Source organism: Variovorax sp. 05T418, from assembly GCF_056396385.1.
On record NZ_JBFTLJ010000009.1, the window covers coordinates 226,825 to 250,158 of the forward strand.

21 protein-coding genes, 1 tRNA gene and 1 pseudogene are annotated in these 23,334 nt (G+C 69.6%); 16 read left to right on the forward strand and 7 right to left on the reverse strand.

The window, feature by feature from the left end; genetic code table 11:
* Positions 1 to 5 precede the first annotated feature (5 nt).
* The 6 genes from AC1DMS_RS19545 (at position 6) to AC1DMS_RS19570 (ending at position 7,056) form a co-directional block, all read left to right on the forward strand.
* Positions 6 to 668, forward strand: a complete 663-nt coding sequence (locus tag AC1DMS_RS19545; protein ID WP_478181643.1) for a TRAP transporter small permease subunit — start codon at positions 6 to 8, stop codon at positions 666 to 668.
* Positions 665 to 1,957, forward strand: coding sequence for a TRAP transporter large permease (locus tag AC1DMS_RS19550; RefSeq protein ID WP_436288823.1), 1,293 nt, complete (start codon positions 665 to 667; stop codon positions 1,955 to 1,957). Before AC1DMS_RS19545 ends, AC1DMS_RS19550 begins: the two co-directional genes overlap by 4 nt.
* A gap of 25 nt (positions 1,958 to 1,982) precedes the next feature.
* Positions 1,983 to 3,359 (forward strand): amidase, encoded by a 1,377-nt coding sequence (locus AC1DMS_RS19555; protein WP_478181644.1) that lies wholly within the window; start codon positions 1,983 to 1,985, stop codon positions 3,357 to 3,359.
* Positions 3,335 to 4,123 carry a 2-keto-4-pentenoate hydratase gene (locus tag AC1DMS_RS19560; protein WP_436288821.1) on the forward strand — a complete coding sequence of 263 codons (789 nt, stop codon included), beginning with the start codon at positions 3,335 to 3,337 and terminating at the stop codon, positions 4,121 to 4,123. The genes AC1DMS_RS19555 and AC1DMS_RS19560 overlap by 25 nt, the downstream gene beginning before the upstream one ends.
* Positions 4,124 to 4,206: 83 nt before the next feature.
* The gene (locus AC1DMS_RS19565) at positions 4,207 to 4,920 is read left to right on the forward strand and encodes a 2OG-Fe(II) oxygenase (RefSeq protein ID WP_478181645.1); all 714 of its coding nucleotides are present in this window, start codon (positions 4,207 to 4,209) and stop codon (positions 4,918 to 4,920) included.
* Positions 4,921 to 5,109: 189 nt separating this feature from the next.
* A complete protein-coding gene (locus AC1DMS_RS19570) occupies positions 5,110 to 7,056 on the forward strand; it encodes an adenylate/guanylate cyclase domain-containing protein (protein WP_478181646.1) in 1,947 nt (648 codons plus the stop codon).
* Here AC1DMS_RS19570 and AC1DMS_RS19575 read toward each other — a convergent pair.
* Complete coding sequence (locus tag AC1DMS_RS19575) at positions 7,035 to 9,050, reverse strand: acetoacetate--CoA ligase (RefSeq protein ID WP_412510067.1); 2,016 nt, start codon at positions 9,048 to 9,050, stop codon at positions 7,035 to 7,037. The two genes, AC1DMS_RS19570 and AC1DMS_RS19575, sit on opposite strands and share 22 nt — an antisense overlap.
* Before the next feature lie 99 nt (positions 9,051 to 9,149).
* Between AC1DMS_RS19575 and AC1DMS_RS19580 the strand changes: the two genes are divergently transcribed.
* From AC1DMS_RS19580 to fahA, 7 genes are read left to right on the forward strand one after another with little or no spacing between them, the layout of a single operon-like run.
* Positions 9,150 to 9,878 carry a TetR/AcrR family transcriptional regulator gene (locus AC1DMS_RS19580; protein ID WP_478181647.1) on the forward strand — a complete coding sequence of 243 codons (729 nt, stop codon included), beginning with the start codon at positions 9,150 to 9,152 and terminating at the stop codon, positions 9,876 to 9,878.
* Positions 9,875 to 10,819, forward strand: a complete 945-nt coding sequence (locus AC1DMS_RS19585; RefSeq protein WP_012745270.1) for an ABC transporter substrate-binding protein — start codon at positions 9,875 to 9,877, stop codon at positions 10,817 to 10,819. The genes AC1DMS_RS19580 and AC1DMS_RS19585 overlap by 4 nt, the downstream gene beginning before the upstream one ends.
* Positions 10,816 to 11,598, forward strand: a complete 783-nt coding sequence (locus AC1DMS_RS19590; RefSeq protein WP_018903340.1) for an ABC transporter ATP-binding protein — start codon at positions 10,816 to 10,818, stop codon at positions 11,596 to 11,598. Before AC1DMS_RS19585 ends, AC1DMS_RS19590 begins: the two co-directional genes overlap by 4 nt.
* Positions 11,591 to 12,361, forward strand: coding sequence for an ABC transporter permease (locus AC1DMS_RS19595; RefSeq protein WP_018903341.1), 771 nt, complete (start codon positions 11,591 to 11,593; stop codon positions 12,359 to 12,361). The genes AC1DMS_RS19590 and AC1DMS_RS19595 overlap by 8 nt, the downstream gene beginning before the upstream one ends.
* The gene (locus AC1DMS_RS19600) at positions 12,358 to 13,149 is read left to right on the forward strand and encodes an ABC transporter permease (protein ID WP_062363848.1); all 792 of its coding nucleotides are present in this window, start codon (positions 12,358 to 12,360) and stop codon (positions 13,147 to 13,149) included. The genes AC1DMS_RS19595 and AC1DMS_RS19600 overlap by 4 nt, the downstream gene beginning before the upstream one ends.
* Positions 13,150 to 13,188: 39 nt before the next feature.
* Entirely contained in the window at positions 13,189 to 13,995 is an 807-nt protein-coding gene (locus AC1DMS_RS19605) for a cyclase family protein (RefSeq protein WP_062363850.1), read from the forward strand.
* Between the two features lie 19 nt (positions 13,996 to 14,014).
* Positions 14,015 to 15,340, forward strand: coding sequence for a fumarylacetoacetase (gene fahA / locus AC1DMS_RS19610; protein WP_062363852.1), 1,326 nt, complete (start codon positions 14,015 to 14,017; stop codon positions 15,338 to 15,340).
* 62 nt (positions 15,341 to 15,402) lie between these two features.
* On the opposite strand, the gene AC1DMS_RS19615 is transcribed toward fahA, so the two are convergent.
* The 3 genes and pseudogenes from AC1DMS_RS19615 to AC1DMS_RS19625 all read right to left on the reverse strand — a co-directional run.
* A tRNA-Gly gene (locus tag AC1DMS_RS19615) sits at positions 15,403 to 15,478 on the reverse strand.
* Between the two features lie 54 nt (positions 15,479 to 15,532).
* Positions 15,533 to 16,441 (reverse strand): NAD(P)/FAD-dependent oxidoreductase, encoded by a 909-nt coding sequence (locus AC1DMS_RS19620; RefSeq protein WP_018903345.1) that lies wholly within the window; start codon positions 16,439 to 16,441, stop codon positions 15,533 to 15,535.
* Between the two features lie 64 nt (positions 16,442 to 16,505).
* A pseudogene (locus AC1DMS_RS19625) lies at positions 16,506 to 16,892 on the reverse strand (Rrf2 family transcriptional regulator); the annotation flags it as partial.
* A 116-nt stretch (positions 16,893 to 17,008) separates the two neighbouring features.
* Between AC1DMS_RS19625 and AC1DMS_RS19630 the strand changes: the two are divergent.
* From AC1DMS_RS19630 to AC1DMS_RS19640, 3 genes are all read left to right on the forward strand, one after another.
* Positions 17,009 to 18,127, forward strand: coding sequence for an AraC family transcriptional regulator (locus tag AC1DMS_RS19630; RefSeq protein ID WP_478181648.1), 1,119 nt, complete (start codon positions 17,009 to 17,011; stop codon positions 18,125 to 18,127).
* A 114-nt stretch (positions 18,128 to 18,241) separates the two neighbouring features.
* Entirely contained in the window at positions 18,242 to 19,276 is a 1,035-nt protein-coding gene (locus AC1DMS_RS19635; protein WP_478181649.1) for an alpha/beta hydrolase family protein, read from the forward strand.
* A 172-nt stretch (positions 19,277 to 19,448) separates the two neighbouring features.
* Positions 19,449 to 19,988: a hypothetical protein gene (locus tag AC1DMS_RS19640; protein WP_012745262.1), complete on the forward strand. Its 540-nt coding sequence runs from the start codon at positions 19,449 to 19,451 to the stop codon at positions 19,986 to 19,988.
* 52 nt (positions 19,989 to 20,040) lie between these two features.
* Here AC1DMS_RS19640 and AC1DMS_RS19645 read toward each other — a convergent pair whose 3' ends face one another.
* The 3 genes from AC1DMS_RS19645 to boxB form a co-directional block, all read right to left on the reverse strand.
* A complete protein-coding gene (locus AC1DMS_RS19645) occupies positions 20,041 to 20,481 on the reverse strand; it encodes a MaoC family dehydratase (RefSeq protein WP_478181650.1) in 441 nt (146 codons plus the stop codon).
* A gap of 10 nt (positions 20,482 to 20,491) precedes the next feature.
* The gene (gene boxA, locus AC1DMS_RS19650) at positions 20,492 to 21,778 is read right to left on the reverse strand and encodes a benzoyl-CoA 2,3-epoxidase subunit BoxA (protein WP_478181651.1); all 1,287 of its coding nucleotides are present in this window, start codon (positions 21,776 to 21,778) and stop codon (positions 20,492 to 20,494) included.
* 126 nt (positions 21,779 to 21,904) lie between these two features.
* A complete protein-coding gene (gene boxB / locus AC1DMS_RS19655; protein WP_012745259.1) occupies positions 21,905 to 23,332 on the reverse strand; it encodes a benzoyl-CoA 2,3-epoxidase subunit BoxB in 1,428 nt (475 codons plus the stop codon).
* Between the last annotated feature and the right edge of the window lie 2 nt (positions 23,333 to 23,334).

Consider the following 23,334-nt stretch of genomic DNA (forward strand, 5'->3'; position numbering starts at 1 on the left):
CGGCCATGAGCGAGCGGCCGCAGCAGCCTGGCGCCGCGTCGCCTGAAGAAGCGCAGCGTGCGCCGGGGCACGCCAGCTTCAAGACGCGCGTGGAGACGGTGCTGGCCACCGTCTTCGGCGCGATCTTCCTCGGCCTGTCGGTCATCGTGACCGTCGAGACCGCCGCGCGCAAGCTGTTCAACATCTCGCTGCAGGGTGCGGACGAGCTCGGCGGCTATGCGCTCGCGGTGGGCTCGACCATTGCCTTCAGCCTCGCGCTCATGGGCCGCAACCACATCCGCGTCGACGTGTTCCACGAGAAGTTTCCGGCCCGCGTGCAGGCGCTGCTGAACTGGATCTCGGCGGTGTCGCTGGCCGCGCTCGCGGTGTTCATCGGCTGGGTGGCGTTCAAGGTGATCGGCGACACCATGGCCTACCGCAGCACCGCGCAGACGCCGTGGGCCACGCCGCTGATCATTCCGCAGGGCGTCTGGTATGCGGGGCTCGTGGTCTTCGCGCTGGTGGCCTGCGGGCTCGCGCTGCGCGCCACCCAGCTGCTGCTGCGCCGCGACATCGCGGCGCTGAACACCGACTTCCATCCCAAGAGCGCGAAGGAAGAGCTCAAGGAAGAGCTCGACGACCTCGCGGTGCGCCAGGCCCCGCAGCCCGGCGAAGGAAACAAGCCATGAACCTCTTCGTCATAGGGCTCGCGTTCCTCGCGATGCTGGGCATGATGCTGGTTGGCATGCCGATTGCCGTCTCGATGGCGCTGGTGGGCATCGTCGGCGGCATCGCGGCCTACGGCGCGCCCTTCATGGATTCGATCGCGCCCGTGGTCTGGGGCGTGCAGAACGAGAACCTGCTGACCTCGGTGCCGCTGTTCGTGCTGCTCGGCGAACTGCTGCTGCGCTCGGGCATTGCCGACCGCATGTACATCGCGCTGTCGGCCTGGCTCGGCCGGCTGCCCGGCGGGCTGCTGCACACCAACATCGGCAGCTGCGCGCTGTTCGCGGCCACCTCGGGTTCGTCGGTGGCCACCGCCGCCACGGTGGGCACGGTGGCGCTGCCTTCGCTGCACCGGCGCGGCTATTCGATGCGCGCCTCGCTCGGCAGCCTGGCCGCGGGCGGCACGCTGGGCATCCTGATTCCGCCGAGCGTGAACATGATCGTGTATGGCTCGCTCACCAACAACTCGATCGGCAAGCTGTTCATCGCGGGCATCATCCCGGGCCTGCTGCTGACCGGATTCTTCATGCTCTGGATCGCGGGCTCCAGCCTGGCGAGCGGCAACGCGATGCGCGAGCCCAAGGTGCCGCTGGAGGCGCGCATCCGCGCGCTGGTGCACCTGGTGCCGCCGGCGGTGGTGTTCGGCATCGTCATGGGCAGCCTCTACTTCGGCATTGCCACCGCAGCCGAGAGCGCCGCGCTCGGCGTGATTGCGGCGCTGGGCTTCGTGCTGCATTCGGGCAAGCTGAGCTGGGAGCTGATGCGCAACTGCTTCGTCTCGACCGCGCGCGTGAGCGGCATGATCCTCTTGATCGTGGTGGCGGCCTTCGTGCTGAACCTGACGGTGAGCCTCACCGGCGTGGCCGAGGCCATGACCAAGTGGGTCTCGGGCCTGGGCCTGTCGGCCACCGGGCTGATCCTTGCGCTGATGCTGTTCTACCTGGTGCTGGGCATGTTCATGGACGTGCTGTCGATGCAGGTGGCCACCATTCCGATCACCTATCCGATCGCCACCGCGCTGGGGGTCGACCCGATCTGGTTCGGCATCTTCATCGTGCTGATGTGCGAGCTCGGTCTCATCACGCCGCCGGTGGGCATGAACCTGTTCGTGGTGCACGGCATCCGCCCCGACAGGGGCGGCATCGAGGACGCGATCTACGGCGCGCTGCCCTATGCGCTGATCATGATCCTGTTCACCCTGCTGCTGCTGGCCGTACCGCAGCTGGTGACCTGGCTGCCGGGCCACATGTGAGCCGGGCCACTGCGGCAAGCGCACGATGAAAGCACTCTGGCAACTCACGGCGGCCCAGCTCGCCGAAGGCTTTGGCGCCGGCGCCTTCACGCCGGAGCAGGCGCTCGCGGCCTGCCTGGCGCGCACGGCCGAAGTGAACCCGCGGCTCAATGCGCTGGTGGTGCTCGATGAAGGCGCGGCCGAGGCCGCGGCGCAAAGCACCGCGCGCTGGCGTTCGGGCCGCGCGCTCGGCGCGCTCGACGGCGTGCCCGCCACCATCAAGGACAACCTGCAGGTGCGCGGCCTGCCCACGCACTGGGGCAGCCGCGCGCTGGCCGGCTTTGTCGCCGAGCGCGACGAGCTGCCGGTGGCGCGGCTGCGCGAAGCCGGCGCGGTGATCTTCGGCAAGACCAACGTGCCCGAGTTCACGATGCAGGGCTACACCGCCAACCCGGTCTTCGGGCCCACCGGCAATCCGTGGAACCCGGCGCTCACGCCCGGCGGCTCCTCGGGCGGCGCGGTGGCGCTGGTGGCCGCGGGCGGCTGCCCGATCGCGCTGGGCACCGATGGCGGCGGCTCGATTCGCCGGCCCGCCTCGCACACCAACCTCGTCGGGCTCAAGCCCTCGCGCGGCCGCGTGCGGCGCGGCAATGGCCTGCCGCCGATCTTCCTGGACTTCGAGGTGGTGGGGCCGATGGCGCGCTGCGTGGACGACGTGGCCGCGGTCATGCGGGCGATCGCGCCGCGCACGGCGGCCGATGCGCCGCCTGGAGCCAAGGCCGCGCGCATCCTCTACCTGCCGCGCTTCGCGGACCATCCGGTGGACCCGCGCATCGCGCGGCTGGTGGATGCCGCGGCCGAGAACCTGGCCGCGCTCGGGCATGAGGTCACGACGCTGCCGCGCTTCGAGCTGGCCGAGGCGGTCAACCAGCGCTGGCCGCTGCTCGCGCAGGTGGGCCTGGCCTGGCTGGTGGAGCATCCGCAAGAGCTCTCTCCGCGGCCCTTCGATCCCGCGCTGTTCGGCCCCGCGATGCAGGCCAACACCGGGACCGGCCGCGCCGCTTCGGCGCGCGAGCTGTTCGAGCTGCTGTTCGAGGCCGAGCGCCTGCGCAGCGAACTCGCGGGCCTGTTCGAGCAGCACGACTTTTTGCTGACCCCCGCGACCGCGGCGCTGCCCTGGCCCGCGGCCGACACGCATCCGCCGCGCATCGACGGCCGCGAGGTCGGCCCGCGCGGTCATGCGGTGTTCGCGGGCTTCGTCAACGCCCTGGGCCTGCCCGCGATCGCGCTGCCCTGCGGCTTTGCCGAAGGCCTGCCGGTGGGGCTGCAGCTGGTCGCGCGCGAAGGCGGCGACGACGCGCTGCTGGCGCTGGCCCGCGAATTCGAACGCGCCCATCCGTGGCAGCGCTTTCCCGCCCTGTGAGCGCGGCGCTGGCCGGCGGCCTTGCGCCCGCCAGCGCCGCGCACGCGCTGCACCTCGCGCGGCGCGAGGGCCGGCGCGTGCCCTCGGCGTTGCTGCAGACGGCCAGCCGCGCCGAGGCCTATGCCATCCAGGACGCCACGCTGGCGGCGATCGGCCCGGTCGGCGGCTGGAAGGTCGGCGCGCGCGCGCCCGGCCAGGAGCCCACCTGCGCGCCGCTGCCGGCCGAGGGGCTGCTGCCCGGCGGCGTGCGCCTGCAAGGCCCGGCATGGCGGCTGCGCGGCATCGAGGCCGAGGTCGGCTTCCAGCTGGGCGCCGACCTGCCGCCGCGCGCCGCACCCTACACGCTGGCCGATGTGGCAGGCGCCGTCGAATCGGTGCTGCCGGTGATCGAGGTCGTCGAGACCCGGCTGGCCGACTGGTTCGGCGCCCATGCCAACGCCCTGCTGGCCGACCTGCTGAGCCATGGCGCGCTGGTGCTGGGGCAGCGCCAGCCCTTCGCGCCGGCCTGGTTCGACCTGCAGCGCGCCGAGGCCGCGCTGCACTTCGACGGGCAGACCGTCGCGCACACCGTGGGCGAGCATCCGAGCCCCGACGCGGGCGCGCTGCTGGTGTGGCTGGCCAACCATTGCGCCGCGCGCGGCGCCGGACTCAAGGCCGGGCAGATCGTCACGAGCGGTTCGTGCACCGGCATGCTGTTCGCGTCGGCGGGCACTGCCGTGCGCGTGGAGATCGGCGAGCTCGCGCCCGTGGCCCTCTCGTTCTGACGTCTTCTTGCGGCACCGCCGCGGCCGGAACCCATGTCCGGAAACAGCGAGCGCCGCGCCCGCGGCGGCCGCACACTTTCGGCATGCCGACCTCCCCTGCCCACATCGTCCGCGCCCTCGACTGGCCCCGCATCGAAACCGAGCTTGCCACGCGCGGCTGCGCAACCACGGGCGTGCTGTTCAGCCCGAAGGAATGCGCCGCGCTGGCCGCGCTGTATGACGAGCCCGGCCATTTCCGCAGCCGCGTGGTGATGCAGCGCCACGGCTTCGGCCAGGGCGAGTACCAGTACTTCGACAACCCGCTGCCCGCTTCGATCGCGGCCTGGCGCAGCGCGCTCTACGAGCGCCTCGCGCCGCTCGCGAACGCATGGGCCGCCGCGATGGGCCAGCCGGCCGATTACCCGGCGGACCACGCGGCCTACCTCGCGCGCTGCCATGCGGCGGGCCAGCTGCGGCCCACGCCGCTGCTGCTGCGTTATGCCGAAGGCGACTACAACTGCCTGCACCAGGACCTGTACGGCGACCTCCAGTTTCCGATGCAGCTCACGGTGCTGCTGAGCCGGCCGGGCGACGACTTCACGGGCGGCGAATTCGTGCTCACCGAGCAGCGCCCGCGCATGCAGTCGCGCGCCGAGGTGGTGCCGCTCGCGCAGGGCGAGGCGGTGATCTTCGCGGTCAACCAGCGGCCGGTGGCGGGCACGCGCGGCACGTACCGCGTCACCATGCGGCACGGCGTGAGCCGCGTGCGCGCGGGGCGGCGGCACACGCTGGGAATCATCTTCCACGACGCGCGCTAGCCAAGCCCGCGTCTTGCGCACGACCGTGCCATGACGCGCGCGGCCCGAAGTCGCGCAAAATCCGCCCTGCACCCCGGGTGCTCGCCATGATTTCCGACAACCAAACGATCGGGGCAGCGAGCGGCCGGATGCGATCCGCGGCCCGACGTGACGGCCGCGGGTGCGTTCGAGTGGTCGACAGGGAGCTGTATGAACAAGAAGAACTCATCCGGGTCTGCGGGTGGGGCGGGAAAGCCGCCTCTCGCATTCTTTGAATTTTCCGCCGCCGTGGCGCGGCTTTCGCGCCGCTTCAGGGTCGACGTGAGCACCATCGTGAGCGCGGTGGCGCTGACGCAGTCGCTGCTGCTGGCCACGCTCGGCTACTGGGGCTCGCAGCGGCTGGTGGCGAAGATCGGCGCCTCCGCGCACGCGGCCAACCACTACCGCACCGAGGACAACATGCTCGCGGTCCTCGCCAAGACCGAGTCGGCGGTCGGTGCGCTGGCCGGCGCGCCCAGCCTCGGCGCCGCGGGCGAGCATGCCCAGCGCACGGCCGAGCTTCTGTGGACCCTGCTGCAGCAGGCGCCCGAGCTCGACAGCCTCTACGTGGCCGACGACACGGGCCAGATGCTGATGGCGCTGCGCTACCCGGTGCCGGCCATCCGGCGCATCGCGCGCGGCGCGGGCACCGGCGAACTCGCCATCGAGACCTGGCAGTACAAGCTGCCGCCCGCGCCCGAGATCGACGCGCAGCAGCGCTTCGCCACGCAGCGCATCGAGTCCTTCCGCAGCAGCTACGACCCGCGGCTGCAGCGCTGGTACCAGCAGGCGCGCCAGATGCAAAGGCCCGTGTGGACCGCGCCCTACGCCTTCGCCGCGACGCAGGAGCTGGGCGTGAGCTATGCCTTGCCCAGCAAGCGCCGCGCGGCCGAAGGCGGCCCCCGGCTGCTGGTGGTGGGCGGCGATGTCTCGCTGGACCGGCTCTCGCAGTTCGTGCGGCTGTTCGCAAGCGACGGCCGCGGCGACGGCGCCCTGCTGGACGCCGGCGACCAGGTGCTCGCGCGCAGCGACCAGCCCGGCGTGCTGCGCCAGCCCGAGCCGCCCACCGGCGTGCTGGGCGCGCTGCACGCCCAGATGCTGGAGAACCGCACGCCGGACGGCGCGGGCGGCGCGGCCTTCTCGTTCGAGCACGAAGGGCGCGGCTACCTGGCCCAGGCTTCGCGCATTCCTTCGGCCGGCTGGCAGCTGGTGAGCTGGGTGCCCGAGGACTTCGTGCTCGGCGCCCTGCGGCGCGCCGTGCTGTGGTGGCTGCTGCTGGGCCTGGCGCTGCTCGCGGCCGCGCTGTTCGTGTCGCTGCAGCTGTCCAGGCTGGTCACCTCGCCGGTCGAGAAGCTCGCGCAAATCGCGCGCCGCATCGGCCTGCTGGAGCTCGACGACCTGCCGCGCGAGCCGAGCCGCGTGCTCGAGATCCAGAACCTGGACCGGGCGCTGGACGAATCGGCGCGCAGCCTCAGGGCGTTCAGCAAGTTCGTGCCGGTGGACGTGATCAGCCAGCTCGTGGCCGAGGGCCAGGCGCTGGCGCCCAGCGGCTCGCCGCGGCGCATGACCGTGATGTTCACCGACATCGAGGGCTTCACGCGGATCTCCGAATCGATGGAAGCCAATGTGCTGGTGCGCATGCTGACCGAATACTTCAACCTGGCCACCCGCGTGCTGGCGCGCTACGGCGGCGTGGTCGACAAGTTCATGGGCGACGGCATCATGGTGCTGTGGGGCGCGCCCGCCGACCTGAAGGACGCGGAGTACCGCGCCTGCCTGGCCGCGCTGCAGCTGCACATCGAGACGAGTGCGCTCAACCGCAGGTGGCGCGCCGACGGGCTGCCCGAGTTCCGCACGCGCGTGGGCATCCACACCGGCGTGGCGATCGCGGGCGTGCTGGGCTCCAACGACCGGCTGTCCTACACGGCGCTGGGCGACGTGGTCAACGTGGCGAGCCGCATCGAGGGCATCAACAAGCAGCTGGGCACGCACACGCTGATCTCGGAGGTCACCTGCGCAGGCCTGAAGGGCCGGCTGCAGACGCGCCGCATCGACGAGCGGGTGGCGCTGCGCGGCCGCCAGACGCGCATGGTGCTCTACGAACTGCTGATGCCCTGAGAGGCCGCGGCGCGCCGCGCGGCAAACTCCACGTACCAGCCGAGCGAGCCGGGGTTGGCCATGGCCTCGGGGTTGACCACCTTCTGAAGCGGCTGGCCCAGCAGCAGCTTCTTGATCGGCAGCTCCTGCTTCTTGCCCGAGAGCGTGCGCGGGATCTCGGCCACCTGGAAGATGTCGTTGGGCAGGAAGCGCGGCGAGAGCGAGGTCTTGATCGCGTGGTTGATCTTGCCGCGCATCGCATCGTCGAGCGCCACGCCGGGGCGCAGCACCACGAACAGCGGCATGTAGCTTTCGCGGCCCAGGTATTCGAGGTCGACCACCATGGAGTCGAGCACTTCGGGCAGCGCCTCGACGGCGCTGTAGATCTCGCTGGTGCCCATGCGCAGGCCCTGGCGGTTGATGGTGGCGTCGCTGCGGCCGTAGATGATGCAGCCGCCGTCCTCGCCGATCCTGATCCAGTCGCCGTGGCGCCAGACGCCGGGGTAGGTGTCGAAGTAGCTCGACAGGTAGCGCGCGTTGCCTTCGTCGCCCCAGAAGTAGAGCGGCATCGACGGAATGGGCCGCGTGCAGACCAGCTCGCCCACCTCGCCGATGACGGGCTTGCCGTCTTCGTTCCAGGCTTCCACCGCATGGCCGATCTGGCGGCACTGCATCTGCCCGGGCACTTCGGGCAGCTCGCGGTTGCCGCCGACGAAGGCGCCGCAGAAATCCGTGCCGCCCGAGATGTTGCACCACCACACGCTGCTCGCGCCCGCGGCCAGCAGCTGCGCCGTGCCCCAGCGCTGCACCTCTTCCGACAGCGGCGAGCCGGTGCTGCCGAGCGCGCGCACGCGCGACAGGTCGCCGCACTCGGCCGCGACCACGCCGGCCTTCATGCAGTTGGTGAAGTAGGCCGCGCCGGCACCGAAGAAAGTGATGCGGTGCTTCGCGACGAAGCGCCACAGCACGGCCCAGTCGGGCTTCTCCTTGCTGCCGGCCGGATGGCCGTCGTAGATGACGATGGTCGCGCCGAAGGCCAGGCCCGCGAGCTGGCAGTTCCACATGACCCAGCCGGTCGAGCTGTACCAGTGGAAGCGCTCGTCGAAGTTGTTGGCGCCGTAGCTTGCGCCGATGTCGTTGTGCAGGCCGCAGGCGTACATCGTCATGATGATGCCGCCTTGCCCGTGCACGATGGGCTTGGGCAGGCCGGTGGTGCCGCTCGAATAGACGATCCAGATCGGGTGGTCGAAGGGCAGCCATTCGGGCTCGAAGGCCGCCACCTCGGCGTCGCGGCGCGCGCTGGCGGCCTGCCAGTCGGCGTCGGCGGCGAGCTGCTGCGCGGCATGGGGCGTGCGCAGCAACAGCAGCTTCTGCACGCTGGGCAGCGCATCGCGCAGCTCCTGCACCACCGCGCTGCGGTCGATGGGCTTGGCACCGTAGTGCACGCCGTCGGCAGCAATCAGCAGCTTGGGCTCGATCTGGCGGAAGCGGTCGACCACGGCGGCCGTGCCCATGTCGGGCGCGCACACGCTCCACACGGCGCCGATGCTCGAACACGCGAGAAAGGCCACCATGGTCTCGGGCACATTGGGCAGGTAGGCGGCCACGCGGTCGCCGCGCTGCACACCCAGCGACTTGAGCGTGAGCGCCACCGAGGCCACCTGCCGTCGCAGCTCGGGCCAGGGCATCTCGCGCACTTCGCCCAGCTCGTTGTCGCTCACGATGGCCGGCAGGCCGGCCGCATGCGCCGCATCGGCATGGCGCAGCACCTCGCGCGCGTAGTTGACCTCGGCGCCCGGAAACCACGTGGCGCCGGGCATGCGGTCGTCGGCCAGCACCGCCGTGTGCGGCGTGGGCGACACGATGCCCATGTAGTCCCAGATGCTCTGCCAGAAGGCGTCGAGATCGGTCACGGACCAGCGCCACAGCGCGTCGTAGGTGTCGAAGGACAGGCCGCGCTGCTCGCGCAGCCAGTCCTGGTAGAGGCGGATCTGGGGAATGTTGGGAGCGGGCATGCACCGAGCCTAATGCCGCATTCCGCGCCGTTCAACCGGGTTTGACCTCAGGGTTTGTACGCGTGTTCAATAGTTTTGTACAGACGTTCAATACGCCCGATGAACACCCGCACCCCGCCCGCCAGGCGAAGCGCCCACCGCGCCCCGGCCGCCGCTGCCGAAGCCGCCCGGCCCGATCGGCGCCACGCCATCCTGCTGGCGGCGGAAAAGCTTTTTGCGCAGCACGGCTACCACGCGGTCACCATCCGCCAGATCGCCGAGAAAGCGGGCGTGCCGCTGGCGCTGGTGGGCTACTACTTCGGCCCGAAGCACGAGCTCTTCCACGCGATCTTCGAGCACTGGAGCCACAGCATCGAGGAACGGCTCGCGGGCCTCAAGGCCGTGGACAACGACCCTGACGATGCGCGCACGCTCCCGCGCATCATCGAGGCCTTCACCGGGCCGGTGCTGGCGCTGCGTGCGAGCGCCGAGGGCGAGTACTACGCGCTGCTGGTGGCGCGCGAGCTCTACCACGCCACCGAGGAAGCCGACCGCGTGCTGCGCGGCTACTTCGACCCGCTGGCCGAGGCCTACATCGACGCGCTGCATGTCGCACTGCCGCATGCCACGCGCGGGCAGGCCGCCTGGGGCTACCAGTTCTCGCTCGGGGCGCTGCTGCACCACCTGAACGACAGCCGCATCGAGCGGCTCTCGCGCGGCGAGAACCGGCGCAGCGATCCGGCCGTGGCGCCGATGCTGGTGAACTTCATCGTCGGCGGGCTGCGCGCCGCGCTGCCGCGACCCAAGGCCCCGCAGAAGAAAACCACCCCCAGGAGACAGAAGACATGATGAAACGACGCACCCTGCTGTCGGCGCTGGCCGCCGCCTCGGCCGCCGCGGCGCTGCCCTCGCGCGCGCAATCGAACCCGAAGATCGTGTTCGGCTACACGGCCGTGTCCGACTTCGCCTCGGTCTTCGTGGCCGCGGAAGAGGGCTACTTCAAGAAGCGCAATCTCGACGTCGAGCTCAAGTTCATTCCGCTCAACTCCACCATTCCCGCGGCGCTGCAGTCCGACTCGCTGCAGATCGGCGGGCCCACGCCCTCGGTGTTCCTGCAGGCGGTGGACGGCGGGCTCGACCTGGTGCTGGTGGCCGGCGGCGGGCTCACGTCCAAGACCATCACGGGCTTCGGCCTGGTGGCGCGCGCCGGCTCGGGCATCAAGGGGCCGCAGGACTGCGTGGGCAAGAAGATCGGCGTGCCGGGGCTCGGCGCGTTCCTGCACGTGACCTTCCGTGCCTGGCTCAAGGAGAGCGGCGTGGACTACCGCAAGGTCAACTTCGTCGAGGCCTCGTTCCCGCAGCATGCCGACCTGCTGCGCGGCGGCTCGGTCGACGCGGTGGTGTCGGCCGACCCGTTCATGAGCCGCATCACCGAAAGCGGCGCGGGCTACGTGGCCTCGTACTACTCCACCTTCCTGCCCGAGAACAACCAGACCATCGTGCATGCGGCCAAGCGCGAATGGGTGTTGAAGAACCCGGGCGCCGCGCGCGCGTTCCGCGAGTCGCTGGTCGAGGCCGCGGCCTTCATGCAGCAGCCCAAGAACGACGCCAAGGTGCGCGCGGCCATCGGCAAGTACATCAAGCTGCCGCCCGAAGTGCTCGCGAAGATCCAGATCTCGCCGCCCGGCGCCACGGTGAGCGAGAAGCAGCTGGGCTACTGGGTCGGCCTGATGAAGGACCAGGACATGCTCAAGACCTCCATCGACGTTGCGAAGCTGATCGCCAAGTGAGCACGGCCGCCGACTTCCTTCGCTTCGACGGCGTCGCGATCCGGCTCGGCGGACGCGAGATCCTGTCGCCCACCTCGTTCGACGTGGCGCGCGGCGAGTTCGTCTGCATCGTGGGGCCGAGCGGCTGCGGCAAGACCACGCTGCTGCGCGCGGCCAGCGGCCTGGTCGCCGCGAGCGCCGGCGAGGTGCGGCGCAAGGGCGTGAAGATGAGCGAGCCGTCGCGCGAAGTGGCCTTCGTGTTCCAGGACTACGGCCGCGCGCTGCTGCCCTGGCGCACGGTCGAAGGCAACGTGAGCCTCGCGCTCGAAGCGGCTGGCGTGCCTGCGGCCGAGCGCGCGCCGCGCATTGCCGAGGTGCTCGGCAAGGTCGGCCTCGCGAAGCATGCGCAGAAGTTTCCGGTGCAGCTTTCGGGCGGCATGCAGCAGCGCGCGCAGATTGCCCGCTGCCTCGCGCAGAAGCCCGAGCTCATGATGATGGACGAGCCCTTCGGCGCGCTCGATGCGCTCACGCGCCAGAGCCTGCAGGACGAGCTCGCGCGGCTGGTGCGCGACGACGGGCTCACGGTGCTGTTCGTCACGCACGATCTCGAAGAGGCCATCTACCTGGGCGACCGCGTGATCGCGCTGCAGGCCAACCCCGGGCCGGGGCGGCCCAGCCTGGCGCGGATGATCGACGTGAAGATTCCGCGGCCGCGCGACCAGCTCACGACCAAGGAGCATCCGGAATACCTGCAGCTGCGACGCGAACTCTTCGCCTTCATCGAGCAAAGCCATGACTGAACGCCGCCTCCTGCGCTGGCTGCGGCCCTGGGTCTTTCCGGCCCTGCTGGTCGGCGCCTTCGAGTGGTATGCGCGGCGCGCAGCCGCCTTGGGCAGCGATGCGCTCGCCCCGCCGAGCGCGGCGGCCCGGGCCTTCATGGGCGCGGCACTCGATGGCTCGCTGTGGCAGGCGACGGGCTTCACGCTGGGCACGGCCGCGCTCGGCCTGCTGCTGGGTGCGGTGCTGGGCATTGCGCTGGGCCTGGTGCTCGGGCTCTCGCGCCGCGCGGCGCAGCTCGGCTCGCTTTCCATCGAGGTGCTGCGGCCCGTGCCCTCGGTGGCGCTGATTCCGCTCGCGATGCTGACCTTCGGTTTCGGCGTGCGCATGGAACTGGCCATCGTCGCCTTTGCCACCTTCTGGCCGCTGCTGGTGCTGGTGCAGTCGGCGGTGCAGCAGATCGAACCGCGGCTGCTCGAGGTGAGCCGCGTGCTGGGGCTCTCGGCGCGCGAGCGTGCCTTCAAGATCGTGCTGCCGGCCATCGCGGCGCGCCTGTTCGTGGCGCTGCGCCTCGGCGTGGCGGTGGCGCTGGTGGTGGCCGTCACGGTGGAGATTGCGGCCAATCCCAATGGCATGGGCTACGCGATGATGATCGCGCAGCAGAGCTTCGACCCCGCGCTGATGCTTGCGTGGCTGGGCTGGATCGGCGTGGTGGGCTTTGCGGTCAATGCGGGCATGGTGCTGCTGCAGCGCGTGGTGGCTCGGCGCATGGGGGTGCTGCCATGAACGGCAACGGCCGCGTTGGCATCTTGGTGAACCGGCTCGGCTCGCTCGCCGTGCTCTTTGCATTGATTGCGCTGTGGTGGATGGCGAGCAACGCGGGCTGGGTGAGCCGCGTGTTCCTGCCGACACCGCAGGCCACCTTCGCCAGCCTGCTCGAAGGCCTCAACCTCCGCGGCCCGAACAGCAACGGCGAACTGCTCGCCTTCACGCAGGCCACGGTCGGCCGCATGCTGCAGGGCTGGCTGCTGGCGTCGCTGTTCGGCGTGCTGCTGGGCGCGGCCATCGGCGTGTCGCCCGCGGTGCGCGCGTGGGTGCAGCCGACGCTCGAATTCATTCGCCCGCTGCCCGCCTCCGCGCTGCTGCCGCTCGCGATCTCGATCTTCGGGCTGAACCCCGGCATGGTGCTGTTCGTGGTGGCCTTCGGCGCGATGTGGCCGGTGCTGCTGGCCACGGTGCACGGCTTCGCGGCCGTGGAGCCGCGGCTCTCGGAAGTGGCGCGCTGCCTGCAGATGTCGCGCGCGGCCTTTGTCTGGAAGATGGGCCTGCCCAACGCCATGCCCGACATCCTGGCCGGCATGCGGCTTGCGCTGACCATTGCGCTGATCGTCGCGGTGGTGGGCGAAATGATCGCCTCGCAAAGCGGCCTGGGCCAGGCCATTTTGCTGGCCGCGCGCGCCTTCCGCTCGAGCGACCTGTTCGCCGGCATCGTGCTGCTCGGGCTGATCGGCTTCGCGAGCAATGCGCTGCTGGCCTTTGCAGAAAAGCGGCTGCTGCGCTGGCAGCAGCCCTGACGCCCTCCCTCACACCCCCATTCCACAAGGAGCCCCGCCATGCCACGCAAATTCGTCGACCTTTCGATCTTTCTCGAAAACGATGTGCTGTCCGATCCGCCGGCCTTCGCGCCCAAGATCCAGTACTTCACGCACGAGCAGACCTACGAGCAGATCGAGCCCTTCTTTCCGGGCCTCAAGAAAGAAGACCTGCCCGACGGCGAAGGCTGGGCCGTGGAGCTGGTGCAGCTGTCGACGCACAACGGCACGCACCTCGATGCGCCCTATCACTTCCACTCGACCATGGACAAGGCGCTGGGCGAGAAGAAGCCCGCCATCGCGATCCACGAGGTGCCGCTCGAATGGTGCTTCCAGCCCGGCGTGAAGCTCGACTTCCGCCACTTTGGCGATGGCTACGTGGTCACGGCCGGCGACGTCGAGGCCGAGCTCCAGCGCATCGGCCACACGCTGAGCCCGCTGGAGATCGTGGTGGTGAACACGCGCGCGGGCTCGCGCTACGGCCACAACGACTACGTCTCGGCCGGCGCGGGCATGGGCTACGAGGCCACCATGTATTTGCTGGAGCGCGGCGTGCGCCTCACGGGCACCGACGCCTGGAGCTGGGACGCGCCTTTCGTGCACACCGCCAGGAAGTACGGCGAGACGCACGACGCCTCGCTGATCTGGGAAGGCCACAAGGCCGGCCGCGACATCGGCTACTGCCACATCGAGAAGCTGCACAACCTCGAGGCGCTGCCGCCCACGGGCTTTTTCATCAGCTGCTTTCCGCACAAGATCCGCGGCGCATCGGCCGGCTGGACGCGCGCGGTGGCGATCTTCGACGATGCGCTGATGGCGTCGGCCTGAAACGCGGGAGGCCAGGGCCATGAATGCCGCGCTCAACCACACGCACGACGCCAACGCCAGGAGCTGGGTCGCCGCTGCCAACACGGAAGGCACCGACTTTCCGATCCAGAACCTGCCCTACGCGGTGTTCCGCCGCACCGGCAGCCCGCAGCCCTTTCGCGGCGGCGTGGCCATTGGCGACCAGGTGCTCGACATGGCCGCGCTCTCCGCGCGCCAGCTGCTCGACGGACTCGCGCTCGACGCGGCCCGGGCTGCCGCGCTGCCCACGCTCAACGATTTCTTCGCGCTCGGCGGCACCGCCTGGCGTGCGCTGCGCCACGCGGTGTTCGCCTTGCTGCGCGACGACACACCGGCCGCCACGGTGAAGGCCATGCGCGAATGCCTGGTGCCGCAGGCCGAGGTCGAATACACCTTGCCCGCGCGCATCGGCGACTACACCGACTTCTACACCTCCATCGACCATGCGCTGAACATCAGCCGCCTGATGAACCCCGAAGGCGACGTGACGCCCAACTTCCGCTGGATTCCGACGGCCTACCACGGGCGCGTGTCGACCATCGGCATCAGCGGCCAGCGCTTTCACCGCCCGATGGGGCAGACCATGGCGCCGGGCGCCAAGGCGCCCACCTTCCACGCCTGCGCGCGGCTCGACTACGAGCTCGAGCTTGGCATCTGGATCGGCGAAGGCAATGCGGCCGGCGAACCGATTCCGCTCGAACGCGCGGAAGAGCACATCTTCGGCATCTGCCTGCTCAACGACTGGTCGGCGCGCGACATCCAGTTCTGGGAGATGGCGCCGCTCGGTCCCTTCCTTGCGAAGAATTTCGCGACCACCATCTCGCCGTGGATCGTGACGATGGAGGCGCTCGCGCCCTACCGCCAGGCCTGGACGCGGCCCGCAAACGAGCCCCAGCCGCTGGCCTACCTCGAAAGCGGCGGCAACCGCGAAAGTGGCGCGATCGACATCCGGCTGGAGGTCTGGCTCGAAAGCGAGAGGGCGCGCAACGAGGGGAGCGGGCCTTCGCGCCTGTCGCGCACCAGCTTCAGGCACCAGTACTGGAGCGTGGCACAGATGGTGGCGCACCACACGGTGGGCGGCTGCAGCCTGAACCCGGGCGACCTGTTCGGCAGCGGCACCATCTCGGGACCGGGGCCGGGCGAGGCCGGCGCGATCATCGAGCTGACGCGCGCCGCGCAAGACCCGGTCACGCTGGCCAACGGCGAGCAGCGCGGCTTCCTGGAAGACGGCGATGCGGTGCTGCTGCGCGGCTGGTGCGAGAAGCCGGGCCATGCGCGCATCGGCTTCGGCGAAAGCCGCGGGACGGTGCTGCCCGCCAAGGGCTGAAGGCATCCATCCGGCGCGCCAAAAGAAAAGGCCACCGGTGAGGTGGCCTTTTGCATGAAATGTGGAGCGGGAAAAGAGTCTCGAACTCTCGACCTCAACCTTGGCAAGGTTGCGCTCTACCAACTGAGCTATTCCCGCATTTCGAGCCGCAGATTATAGCCTGGTTTTTTCAGGCCTTCTTCGGCTCCTCGCTCAGTGGCCGAACACCGAGGCGCGGTGCAGCGAGATGCCGGCCATCACGCCATCGGCCGAAGCCATCGTGGCGTTGTGGAACATCATGGCCGCATCGCCGGCCGCGAACACGCCGGGCACCGTGGTCATCTTCATGGCGTCGGTGCGGATCAGCGGGCCGAAGCCGCCCTCGTCGATCGCGCATCCGAGCTGCTCGGCCAGCGGGCTCGCGAGGCGCGTGCGCGGCACGAGGAACATCGCATCGAGCGGCACGCGCCGGCCGTCCGCGAATCGCACGCCCGAGAGCTCGGCAGGCGACGGCCCCTCGAGCGCCGCGATGCGGCCCGGCTCGATCGCCACGCCGCGCGCCTGCAGCCTGGCACGCGTCTCCTCGTCCACCGTGTTGTTGCCATTGAGAAACAGCGTGGCCGATCCCCATTCGGCGAACAGGATCGCATGCTCGGGCGCATGCGGCTGCTCGATCAGGATGCCCAGGCGCCGGCCGCTGACTTCATAGCCGTGGCAGTACGGGCAGTGCAGCACGCTTTGGCCCCAGCGTTCGCGCACGCCTTCGATCTCCGGAAAGCCGTCCTCGACGCCGAAGGCGAGCACGATCCGGCTGGCCGTCAGCGGCGCGCCGCCGCCTTCGAGCGAAACAGCGAACCCGCCCGCGCCGTCGGCCCGCGCCTCGGCAACGCGGCCCTCGACGAAGCTGGCGTTCGGATACGCGAGCACCTTGGCGCGCGCATCGGCAATCATCTTCAAGGGCGGCGTGCCGTCCTGCCCGAAGAAGCCGTGCGAAGCGGCGGCGAAGCGGTTGCGCGGCGCGCCCGCATCGACGATGCAGACCGTTTTTCGCGCGCGCGCAAGCTGCAGGGCAGCGGAAAGGCCGGCAAAGCTGCCGCCCACGACCAGAGCGTCATAGTGCATGTTCGATGTCCTTGCGAGTAAAGCCGCCGCCCGTCATGCGGCGATGAAAGTCCTTGGAAAGATCGGCCAGCGTGATGCTGTTGAAACGCTCGAGCAGCAGGGCCTCGGCCTCGCGGCAGGCGCCGTCGAGCGCCGCGTTCACGGCCTGCTCGACGATGCAGCCCGGGCTCTCGGTGCGGTTGCCCATGGCCAACAGCGCCGGAGATCCTACCGCCTGGTGGATGTCGCCGAGCGTCACGGCATCGAGCGGGCACGACAGCACCCAGCCGCCGCCATGGCCCTTGGCCGAACTCACGAAGCCCGCCTCGCGCAGGCCCGCCATGACCCGGCGCACCACGACGGGATGGGTCTGCATGGCCATGGCCAGCGATTCGGAGGTGACGGGCCCCTCCATCTCGGCCATGTGCAGCAGTGCGTGGAGAACACCTGAAAGCTTGCTGTCTCGTTTCATGCAACATTATTAGTTGCGTGAAAGCGGAAGCGCTCGAGAGGGCTGCATTTGACCCTGCCGGCCGAACGGTTGTGCTGCCGCCGCCTGTTATCGTCGGCCGCCTTCACGACGACCGCATGCCCGCCGCTCCTCCCTCGACCCTGATCGACGCCGCCCTGCGCGGCGTGGCGATCGCGTTGCTGCTCCTGCTGGCACTGGTGCTCGGCCGCGACCGCCCTCGCCTGCCGGCTGCGCGTGCCGGCGTGGCATTGACGCTCGGCCTTTGCGTGCAGGTCATCGGCTCCACGCCGCTGTTCGAAGCGCTGGTGTCCGGGCTCTGGCAGGCGCCGCTGGTCGCCGTCTCCGTCGGCAACGCCGTGCTGTTCTGGGTCTTCGTGCAGGCGCTGTTCGACGACGATTTCACGCTGCGCCCGCTGCACGTCGCAGCCTGGGTCGCGGTCGCCACGCTGGCGGCATTCAACTGCGCGGTCGTGGCCGGCAGCGCCTCGGTGCTCGCGCCGATCACCATGGGTTTGCAGCGCGCCGTGCCGCTTGTGTTCGCGGTGCTTGCCGCACTGGCCGCGGCCTCGCACTGGCGTGAAGACTTGGTGGAGCGGCGCCGCAGGCTGCGCGTCTTCATCGTGGTGGCCGGCATCGGCTACAGCCTGGTGATGTTGGCAGTCCGGCTGGCTTCGCCGCATGGACGGCTTTCGGGGCTGTCGGCCACGACGGACGTGGCAATGTTGCTCGCGATCGTGGCGGTGGTGGCCTGGCGGATGGTGCGGTTGGCGGGGTCGGACCTGTTCCCGGCGGCGAGCGTGCCGGCTGCGATGCCCGTGGTCGTTCTTGAAGACGCGCCGCCGCCCGAAACGCTCCCAAGCCCGGACCCCGAGCCCGATCCGGCCGAAGGCCGCCTCGCCGAATCCTTGCAGCACGCCATGGCCGTCGACCGCGCCTATCGCAGCGAAGACCTGAGTATCGCCAGCCTCGCCGCGCGGCTATCGGTGCCGGAATACCGGCTGCGGCGGCTCATCAACCAGCGCTTGGGGCACCGCAACTTCAACGCCTTCGTCAACAGTTTCCGGCTGGCCGAGGCCATGGCGGCGCTGGCCGATCCGGGCAAGCGCGACCTGCCCGTTCTCACCATCGCACTCACGGCAGGCTTCCAGTCCATCGGCCCGTTCAACCGCACGTTCAAGGCCGCCACCAGCCTCACGCCCACCGATTTCCGCAAGCAGAAGCTGGCCGATTCCTGAAATCGGCGCGCCGAAAGCCGCGCTTGCAGCTTTCGGCAAGACACGGCGGGCATGCCGCGGCATCGTCCGGTCCGCCGAGGGCATGGGCCTTCGATGACACAAGGAGTTCGGTCGATGCGACGTCTTTTCTTTTTCTTTACGGCCACGGCGCTCGCGCTGCTTTCCGGGCTGGCCCAGGCCGCGATGGGCCTGGCCGAGATTGCCGGCACGGCCGGCGATGGACCGGTCACGGTGTTCTATCCGTCAAGCGGCGAAGCCCGACTCGTCCGGCGCGGCCCCTTCACGCTGGACGTGGCTGCGCAGGGCACGCCCGTTCGCGGCAACGGCCGGCTGATCATGGTTTCGCACGGGTCGGGCGGTGCGCCCTGGGTGCATGCGGACCTGGCACGCACCCTGGTGGACGCCGGCTTCATCGTGGCCATGCCCGAGCACAAGGCCGACAACTACAAGGACGCCAGCAACCCCGGCCCGGACAGTTGGACGATGCGCCCGGCCGAGGTGTCGCGCGCCATCGACGCGGTCGCACACGATGCGCGCCTTGCGCCGCTGCTCGAACTCGACAAGGTGGGGATGTACGGCATGTCGGCCGGCGGCCACACCGCGCTGAGCCTGGCGGGCGGACGCTGGTCGCCAGCTGCATTCATGCGGCATTGCGAAGCCAACCTGGAAGGCGACTTCCAGACCTGCGTCGGACTGATCACGCGGCTGACCGGAAGCTGGTTCGACCGCATCAGGAAATGGGGCGCGCTGTTCGTGATCGGCCACCGCTTCGCGGACGCCACGTCGCGCGAGCACCAGGATCCGCGCATCGCCGCCGTGGTGGCCGGTGTGCCGGCGTCGGCCGATTTCGACATGGCCTCGCTCGCCGCGCCGCGCGTGCCGCTGGGGTTGATCACTGCGCAGCAGGACCGCTGGCTGGTGCCGCGCTATCACAGCGATCGCGTGCTCGCGGCCTGCCTGCCGCGCTGCGAACTGATCGCCGACCTGCCCACGGGCGGCCATGGCGCGCTGCTCTCGCCCCTGCCGCCCGGACTCACGGGGCTGATCGGCGAGCTGCTCAACGATCCGCCGGGATTCGGCCGCGCTGCATTGCTGCCGGAAGTGAACCGCAAGACGGCGGCTTTCTTCAGCGCGCACCTGCTGCCTTGACCGCTTTGAGCCGCGCCGCCTAACGCACGACCCCCCATTCCGGACGACGGAGGCGTCCCACACGCGCCGGGGGCCACCTCGCACACGGCGACATGTGCGCAGGTGGTCACGGTAGCGACCGAACTGGCCCAAAGCCGGTTCAGTGACCATTCAACGAAAGGAAAAGTCACCTATGAAGCAGCAACAACACAAATCCCTTTTCGTCGGCGCCTTGCTCGCAGGCCTTCTTGCCATGAGCGGCTTCGCACAGGCACAGAGCGTGGGCGTTGGCGTGGGCGTGAATGCCGACGTCAACACATCGGGCAGCGCGACCGCGCCCCAACGCCAAGGCGCCGCGGGCGCCGGTGCACGCACCGAGGGAAGTGCCGGCGGCAGCGCCGCCACGAATGCCGGCGTGCAACCGGTCGAAGTTCCCGGCAAGGCCGCAGGCGGGCTGGGCAACACCCTGGGCGGCGTGGTCGGCGGCGCGACGGGTGCGGTCGGCGGTGCCACCAACGCAGTCGGCGGTGCGACCAGCGCCGTGGGCGGTGCCACCAATGCCGCGACTGGCGCGGCCGGCAACGTGACCGGCGCGACCAATGTCGTCGGTGACACGGTGGGCGGCGTGACCGGTGCCGCAGGCTCGGCCGGCGGCGCGCTGAAGGCGCCGGCCGTGGGCGCCAAGGCCAGCGGCAAGGCCAAGGGATCCGGCGCGGTCGACGTCAAGAAATAAGCACTTCGCTCAGGGAAAGAAGCCCGCGGTGCGCCTGCGCCGCGGGCTTTTTTTAGCTTGCCTCGAGCCTGAACAGGCTGGTCACTTCCAGGTCGAGCACCATCAGCTCGCGCTGGTTGAAGAGCCGCCAGCGCCAGCGCAGGATGCCGAGCGTGGGCCGCTTCTCCGAGCGCCGCACCTCGATGACGTCGGCCACGAGCCGCAAGGCATCGCCGGGCCGCACCGGATGGGGCCAGCGCACATGCTCGAGCCCCGGCGAGGCAAAAGACTCCGAGCCCCTGAGCGCGGCATCGACCACGAGCCGCATCGCGATCGAGCAGGTGTGCCAGCCGCTCGCGATCAGCCCGCCGAAGGCGCTGTCCGCCGCGGCGACGGCGTCGGTGTGGAACCACTGCGGGTCGTAGGCCTGCGCAAAGCCGATGAGCTCCGCTTCGGACACGACATAGGGCCCGGCCTCGATGACCTGGCCGGGGTGGAAGTCGGCGAACTTCATTCGCCGCAGCTTAATAGGTTTCGAGGTGCAGCCGGCCTTCGCGCTTCAGTGCGGCGCCCACGGTGTCCCAATCGAGCCCTGCTTCCTTCGCCACGTCGCGCAAGGCAAGCACCACGCCTTCTTCCATGCTCTTGAGCCCGCACACGTAGAAGTGGCTTGCGCCGTCCTTCAGCAACGCGGCCAGGTCGGCGGCGCGTTCGCGCATCAGGTCCTGCACGTAGCGCCTGGGTTGGCCCGGCGTGCGCGAGAACGCGAGGTTGATGTCGATGAAGTCCTTGGGCAGCGACTGCAGCGGACCGAAGTACGGCAGTTCCTGCTGCGTGCGCGCGCCGAAGAACAGCATGAGCTTGCCGCCTTCGAACTTGCCGCTCTTGCGCAGGCGCCGGCGCCATTCGGTCATGGCACGCATCGGCGCGCTGCCGGTGCCGGTGCAGATCATCACGATGTGCGACCTGGGATGGTTCGGCATCAGGAACGAGGAACCGAACGGGCCCACCACCTGCACCGTGTCGCCCACCTTCAGGTCGCAGACGTAGTTGGAGCACACGCCGCGCACCGGGTCGCCCTGGTGGTCTTCGGTCACGCGCTTCACGGTGAGCGACACGTTGTTGTAGCCGGGCCGCTCGCCGTTGCGCGGGCTGGCCACCGAGTACTGGCGCGCATGGTGGCGCTTGCCGATGGCGTCGACGCCCGGCGGCACGATGCCGATCGACTGGCCTTCGAGCACCGGGAACGGCACCACGCCGAAGTCGAGCACGATGTGGTGGGTCTCGCTGTCGAAGCCCGCCTCGGTGCAGTTGAAGTTGCCCACCACGGTGGCGGTGGTCGGCGCCTTCGGCGCAAAGAGGTTGGTGTAGGCGTGCGCGGCCGACCAGGGCGGCACGGTGGCGCCGTACTGGGCCGAGTTGAAGACCGGCTCGATGGCGTCGACGGCGGTCTGGCTCGATGCGGGCGCGGCAGCCGGCGCGGCTTCATCGCCGGCATCGGCGGCGGAAACGCCCGCGGCCTCGAGCTCCTCGGGCGTGAGCTCCGCGGGCAGCGATTCCCAGCTGAGCTGTTCCTCGATCGTGTAGGCACGCACCCGCGGCATGGTGCGCCAGTTGTCGATCGAGCCGGTGGGGCACGGCGAGATGCAGGCCATGCAGCCATTGCAGATGTCGGCGCGCACGACGTAGTTGTTGTCGTCGTGCGTGATCGCGTTGACGGGGCAGGTGGCCTCGCAGGTGTTGCAGCGGATGCAGATCTCGGGGTCGATCAGGTGCTGCTTGATGACCCCGGCTTCAACGGCCATGTCCATGTTTTTTCTCCTTTCCCTCGCCCCTTGGGGAGAGGGTCAGGGTGAGGGGGCAACGGCTTGTCGTGGGGACGCCGCCTACCCTCACCCCTGCCCTCTCCCCAAGGGGAGAGGGAGTAATACCCAATTTCAACCGAAACGCACGTACTCGAAATCCACCGGCTGGCGGTTGATGCCCATCACCGGCGGCGAGATCCAGCCTGCGAACTTGCCGGGCTCGACCACGCGGCCCATCAACGATGCCACGAAAGCGAAGTCTTCGGCGCTCGGCAGCCATTCGTTGCGCTTGGCGGCCCATTCGACCTCGTTCACCACGCGGCCTTCGGGCGACATCTTGATGCCCGCGAGCGCGCCGATCTGGCGGTTGAAGGCCTTGTGCGGCACGGTCAGGCGCGTGGGGATGCCGGCCTTCTCGAGCACCTTGTTCCAGCGGCCGACGCCGGCCACCGAGTCCTTGATGAAGTCGTCGCGCAGCACTTCGTTGAGCGCGTTGAGCATCGGCACGTCCTTTTCGACGAGCTGGCCGTCCTTCACCTCGAGCACCTTGTAGGTCTGGCCCTTGAGCACGTGGTCGTCGCCGCGCTTGCCTTCCTCGTAGCGGCCCTTCAGGCCCGAGCTGTAGAAGATGGCGGCGTTGCTCGACTGGTCGGCGCCGAACAGGTCGATGGTCACGCTGTAGTGGAAGTTCAGGTAGCGCTGGATGGTGCCCAGGTCGATGGCGCCGGCCGCACGCACCTTCTGCGCGTCGTCGGTCTTGAGCTCGTTCATGACCTGCGCGGTGCGCGCCAGCACGCGCGAGACGCCGCTCTCGCCCACGAACATGTGGTGCGCTTCCTCGGTCAGCATGAACTTGGTGGTGCGCGCGAGCGGGTCGAAGGCGCTCTCGGCCAGCGCGGCCAGCTGGAACTTGCCGTCGCGGTCGGTGAAGTAGGTGAACATGAAGAACGCGAGCCAGTCGGGCGTCTTCTCGTTGAAGGCGCCCAGGATGCGCGGGTTGTCCTGGTCGCCCGAGGTGCGCTGCAAGAGCGCCTCGGCTTCCTCGCGGCCGTCGCGGCCGAAGTGCTTGTGCAGCAGGTAGACCATGGCCCACAGGTGGCGGCCCTCTTCGACGTTGATCTGGAACAGGTTGCGCAGGTCGTACATGCTCGGCGCGGTCAGGCCCAGGTGGCGCTGCTGCTCGACCGATGCGGGCTCGGTGTCGCCCTGGGTCACGATGATGCGGCGCAGGTTGGCGCGGTGTTCGCCGGGCACGTCCTGCCAGGCCTTCTCGCCCTTGTGGTCGCCGAAGTGGATCTCGCGGTTGGCATCGCCCGGGTTCAGGAAGATGCCCCAGCGGTAGTCGCGCATCTTCACGTGGCCGAACTGGGCCCAGCCCTGCGGGTCGACGCTCACGGCCGTGCGCAGGTAGACCTCGTGGTTGGTCGAGCCCTCGGGGCCGACGTCGTCCCACCAGTTGATGAAGTTGGGCTGCCAGCCTTCGAGCGCGCGCTGCAGCGTGCGGTCTTCGCCGAGGTTGACGTTGTTGGGGATCTTCTCGCTGTAGTTGATCGTGCTCATCG

Bases quoted from the DNA above. Each gene is read 5' to 3' on its own strand.
- AC1DMS_RS19545 (WP_478181643.1), top strand. From the start codon at position 6: ATGAGCGAGCGGCCGCAGCAGCCTGGCGCCGCGTCGCCTGAAGAAGCG.
- AC1DMS_RS19550 (WP_436288823.1), top strand. From the start codon at position 665: ATGAACCTCTTCGTCATAGGGCTCGCGTTCCTCGCGATGCTGGGCATG.
- AC1DMS_RS19555 (WP_478181644.1), top strand. From the start codon at position 1,983: ATGAAAGCACTCTGGCAACTCACGGCGGCCCAGCTCGCCGAAGGCTTT.
- AC1DMS_RS19565 (WP_478181645.1), top strand. From the start codon at position 4,207: ATGCCGACCTCCCCTGCCCACATCGTCCGCGCCCTCGACTGGCCCCGC.
- AC1DMS_RS19570 (WP_478181646.1), top strand. From the start codon at position 5,110: ATGAACAAGAAGAACTCATCCGGGTCTGCGGGTGGGGCGGGAAAGCCG.
- AC1DMS_RS19575 (WP_412510067.1), bottom strand. From the start codon at position 9,050: ATGCCCGCTCCCAACATTCCCCAGATCCGCCTCTACCAGGACTGGCTG.
- AC1DMS_RS19580 (WP_478181647.1), top strand. From the start codon at position 9,150: ATGAACACCCGCACCCCGCCCGCCAGGCGAAGCGCCCACCGCGCCCCG.
- AC1DMS_RS19585 (WP_012745270.1), top strand. From the start codon at position 9,875: ATGATGAAACGACGCACCCTGCTGTCGGCGCTGGCCGCCGCCTCGGCC.
- AC1DMS_RS19595 (WP_018903341.1), top strand. From the start codon at position 11,591: ATGACTGAACGCCGCCTCCTGCGCTGGCTGCGGCCCTGGGTCTTTCCG.
- AC1DMS_RS19600 (WP_062363848.1), top strand. From the start codon at position 12,358: ATGAACGGCAACGGCCGCGTTGGCATCTTGGTGAACCGGCTCGGCTCG.
- AC1DMS_RS19605 (WP_062363850.1), top strand. From the start codon at position 13,189: ATGCCACGCAAATTCGTCGACCTTTCGATCTTTCTCGAAAACGATGTG.
- fahA (WP_062363852.1), top strand. From the start codon at position 14,015: ATGAATGCCGCGCTCAACCACACGCACGACGCCAACGCCAGGAGCTGG.
- AC1DMS_RS19620 (WP_018903345.1), bottom strand. From the start codon at position 16,441: ATGCACTATGACGCTCTGGTCGTGGGCGGCAGCTTTGCCGGCCTTTCC.
- AC1DMS_RS19630 (WP_478181648.1), top strand. From the start codon at position 17,009: ATGCCCGCCGCTCCTCCCTCGACCCTGATCGACGCCGCCCTGCGCGGC.
- AC1DMS_RS19635 (WP_478181649.1), top strand. From the start codon at position 18,242: ATGCGACGTCTTTTCTTTTTCTTTACGGCCACGGCGCTCGCGCTGCTT.
- AC1DMS_RS19640 (WP_012745262.1), top strand. From the start codon at position 19,449: ATGAAGCAGCAACAACACAAATCCCTTTTCGTCGGCGCCTTGCTCGCA.
- AC1DMS_RS19645 (WP_478181650.1), bottom strand. From the start codon at position 20,481: ATGAAGTTCGCCGACTTCCACCCCGGCCAGGTCATCGAGGCCGGGCCC.
- boxA (WP_478181651.1), bottom strand. From the start codon at position 21,778: ATGGACATGGCCGTTGAAGCCGGGGTCATCAAGCAGCACCTGATCGAC.
- boxB (WP_012745259.1), bottom strand. From the start codon at position 23,332: ATGAGCACGATCAACTACAGCGAGAAGATCCCCAACAACGTCAACCTC.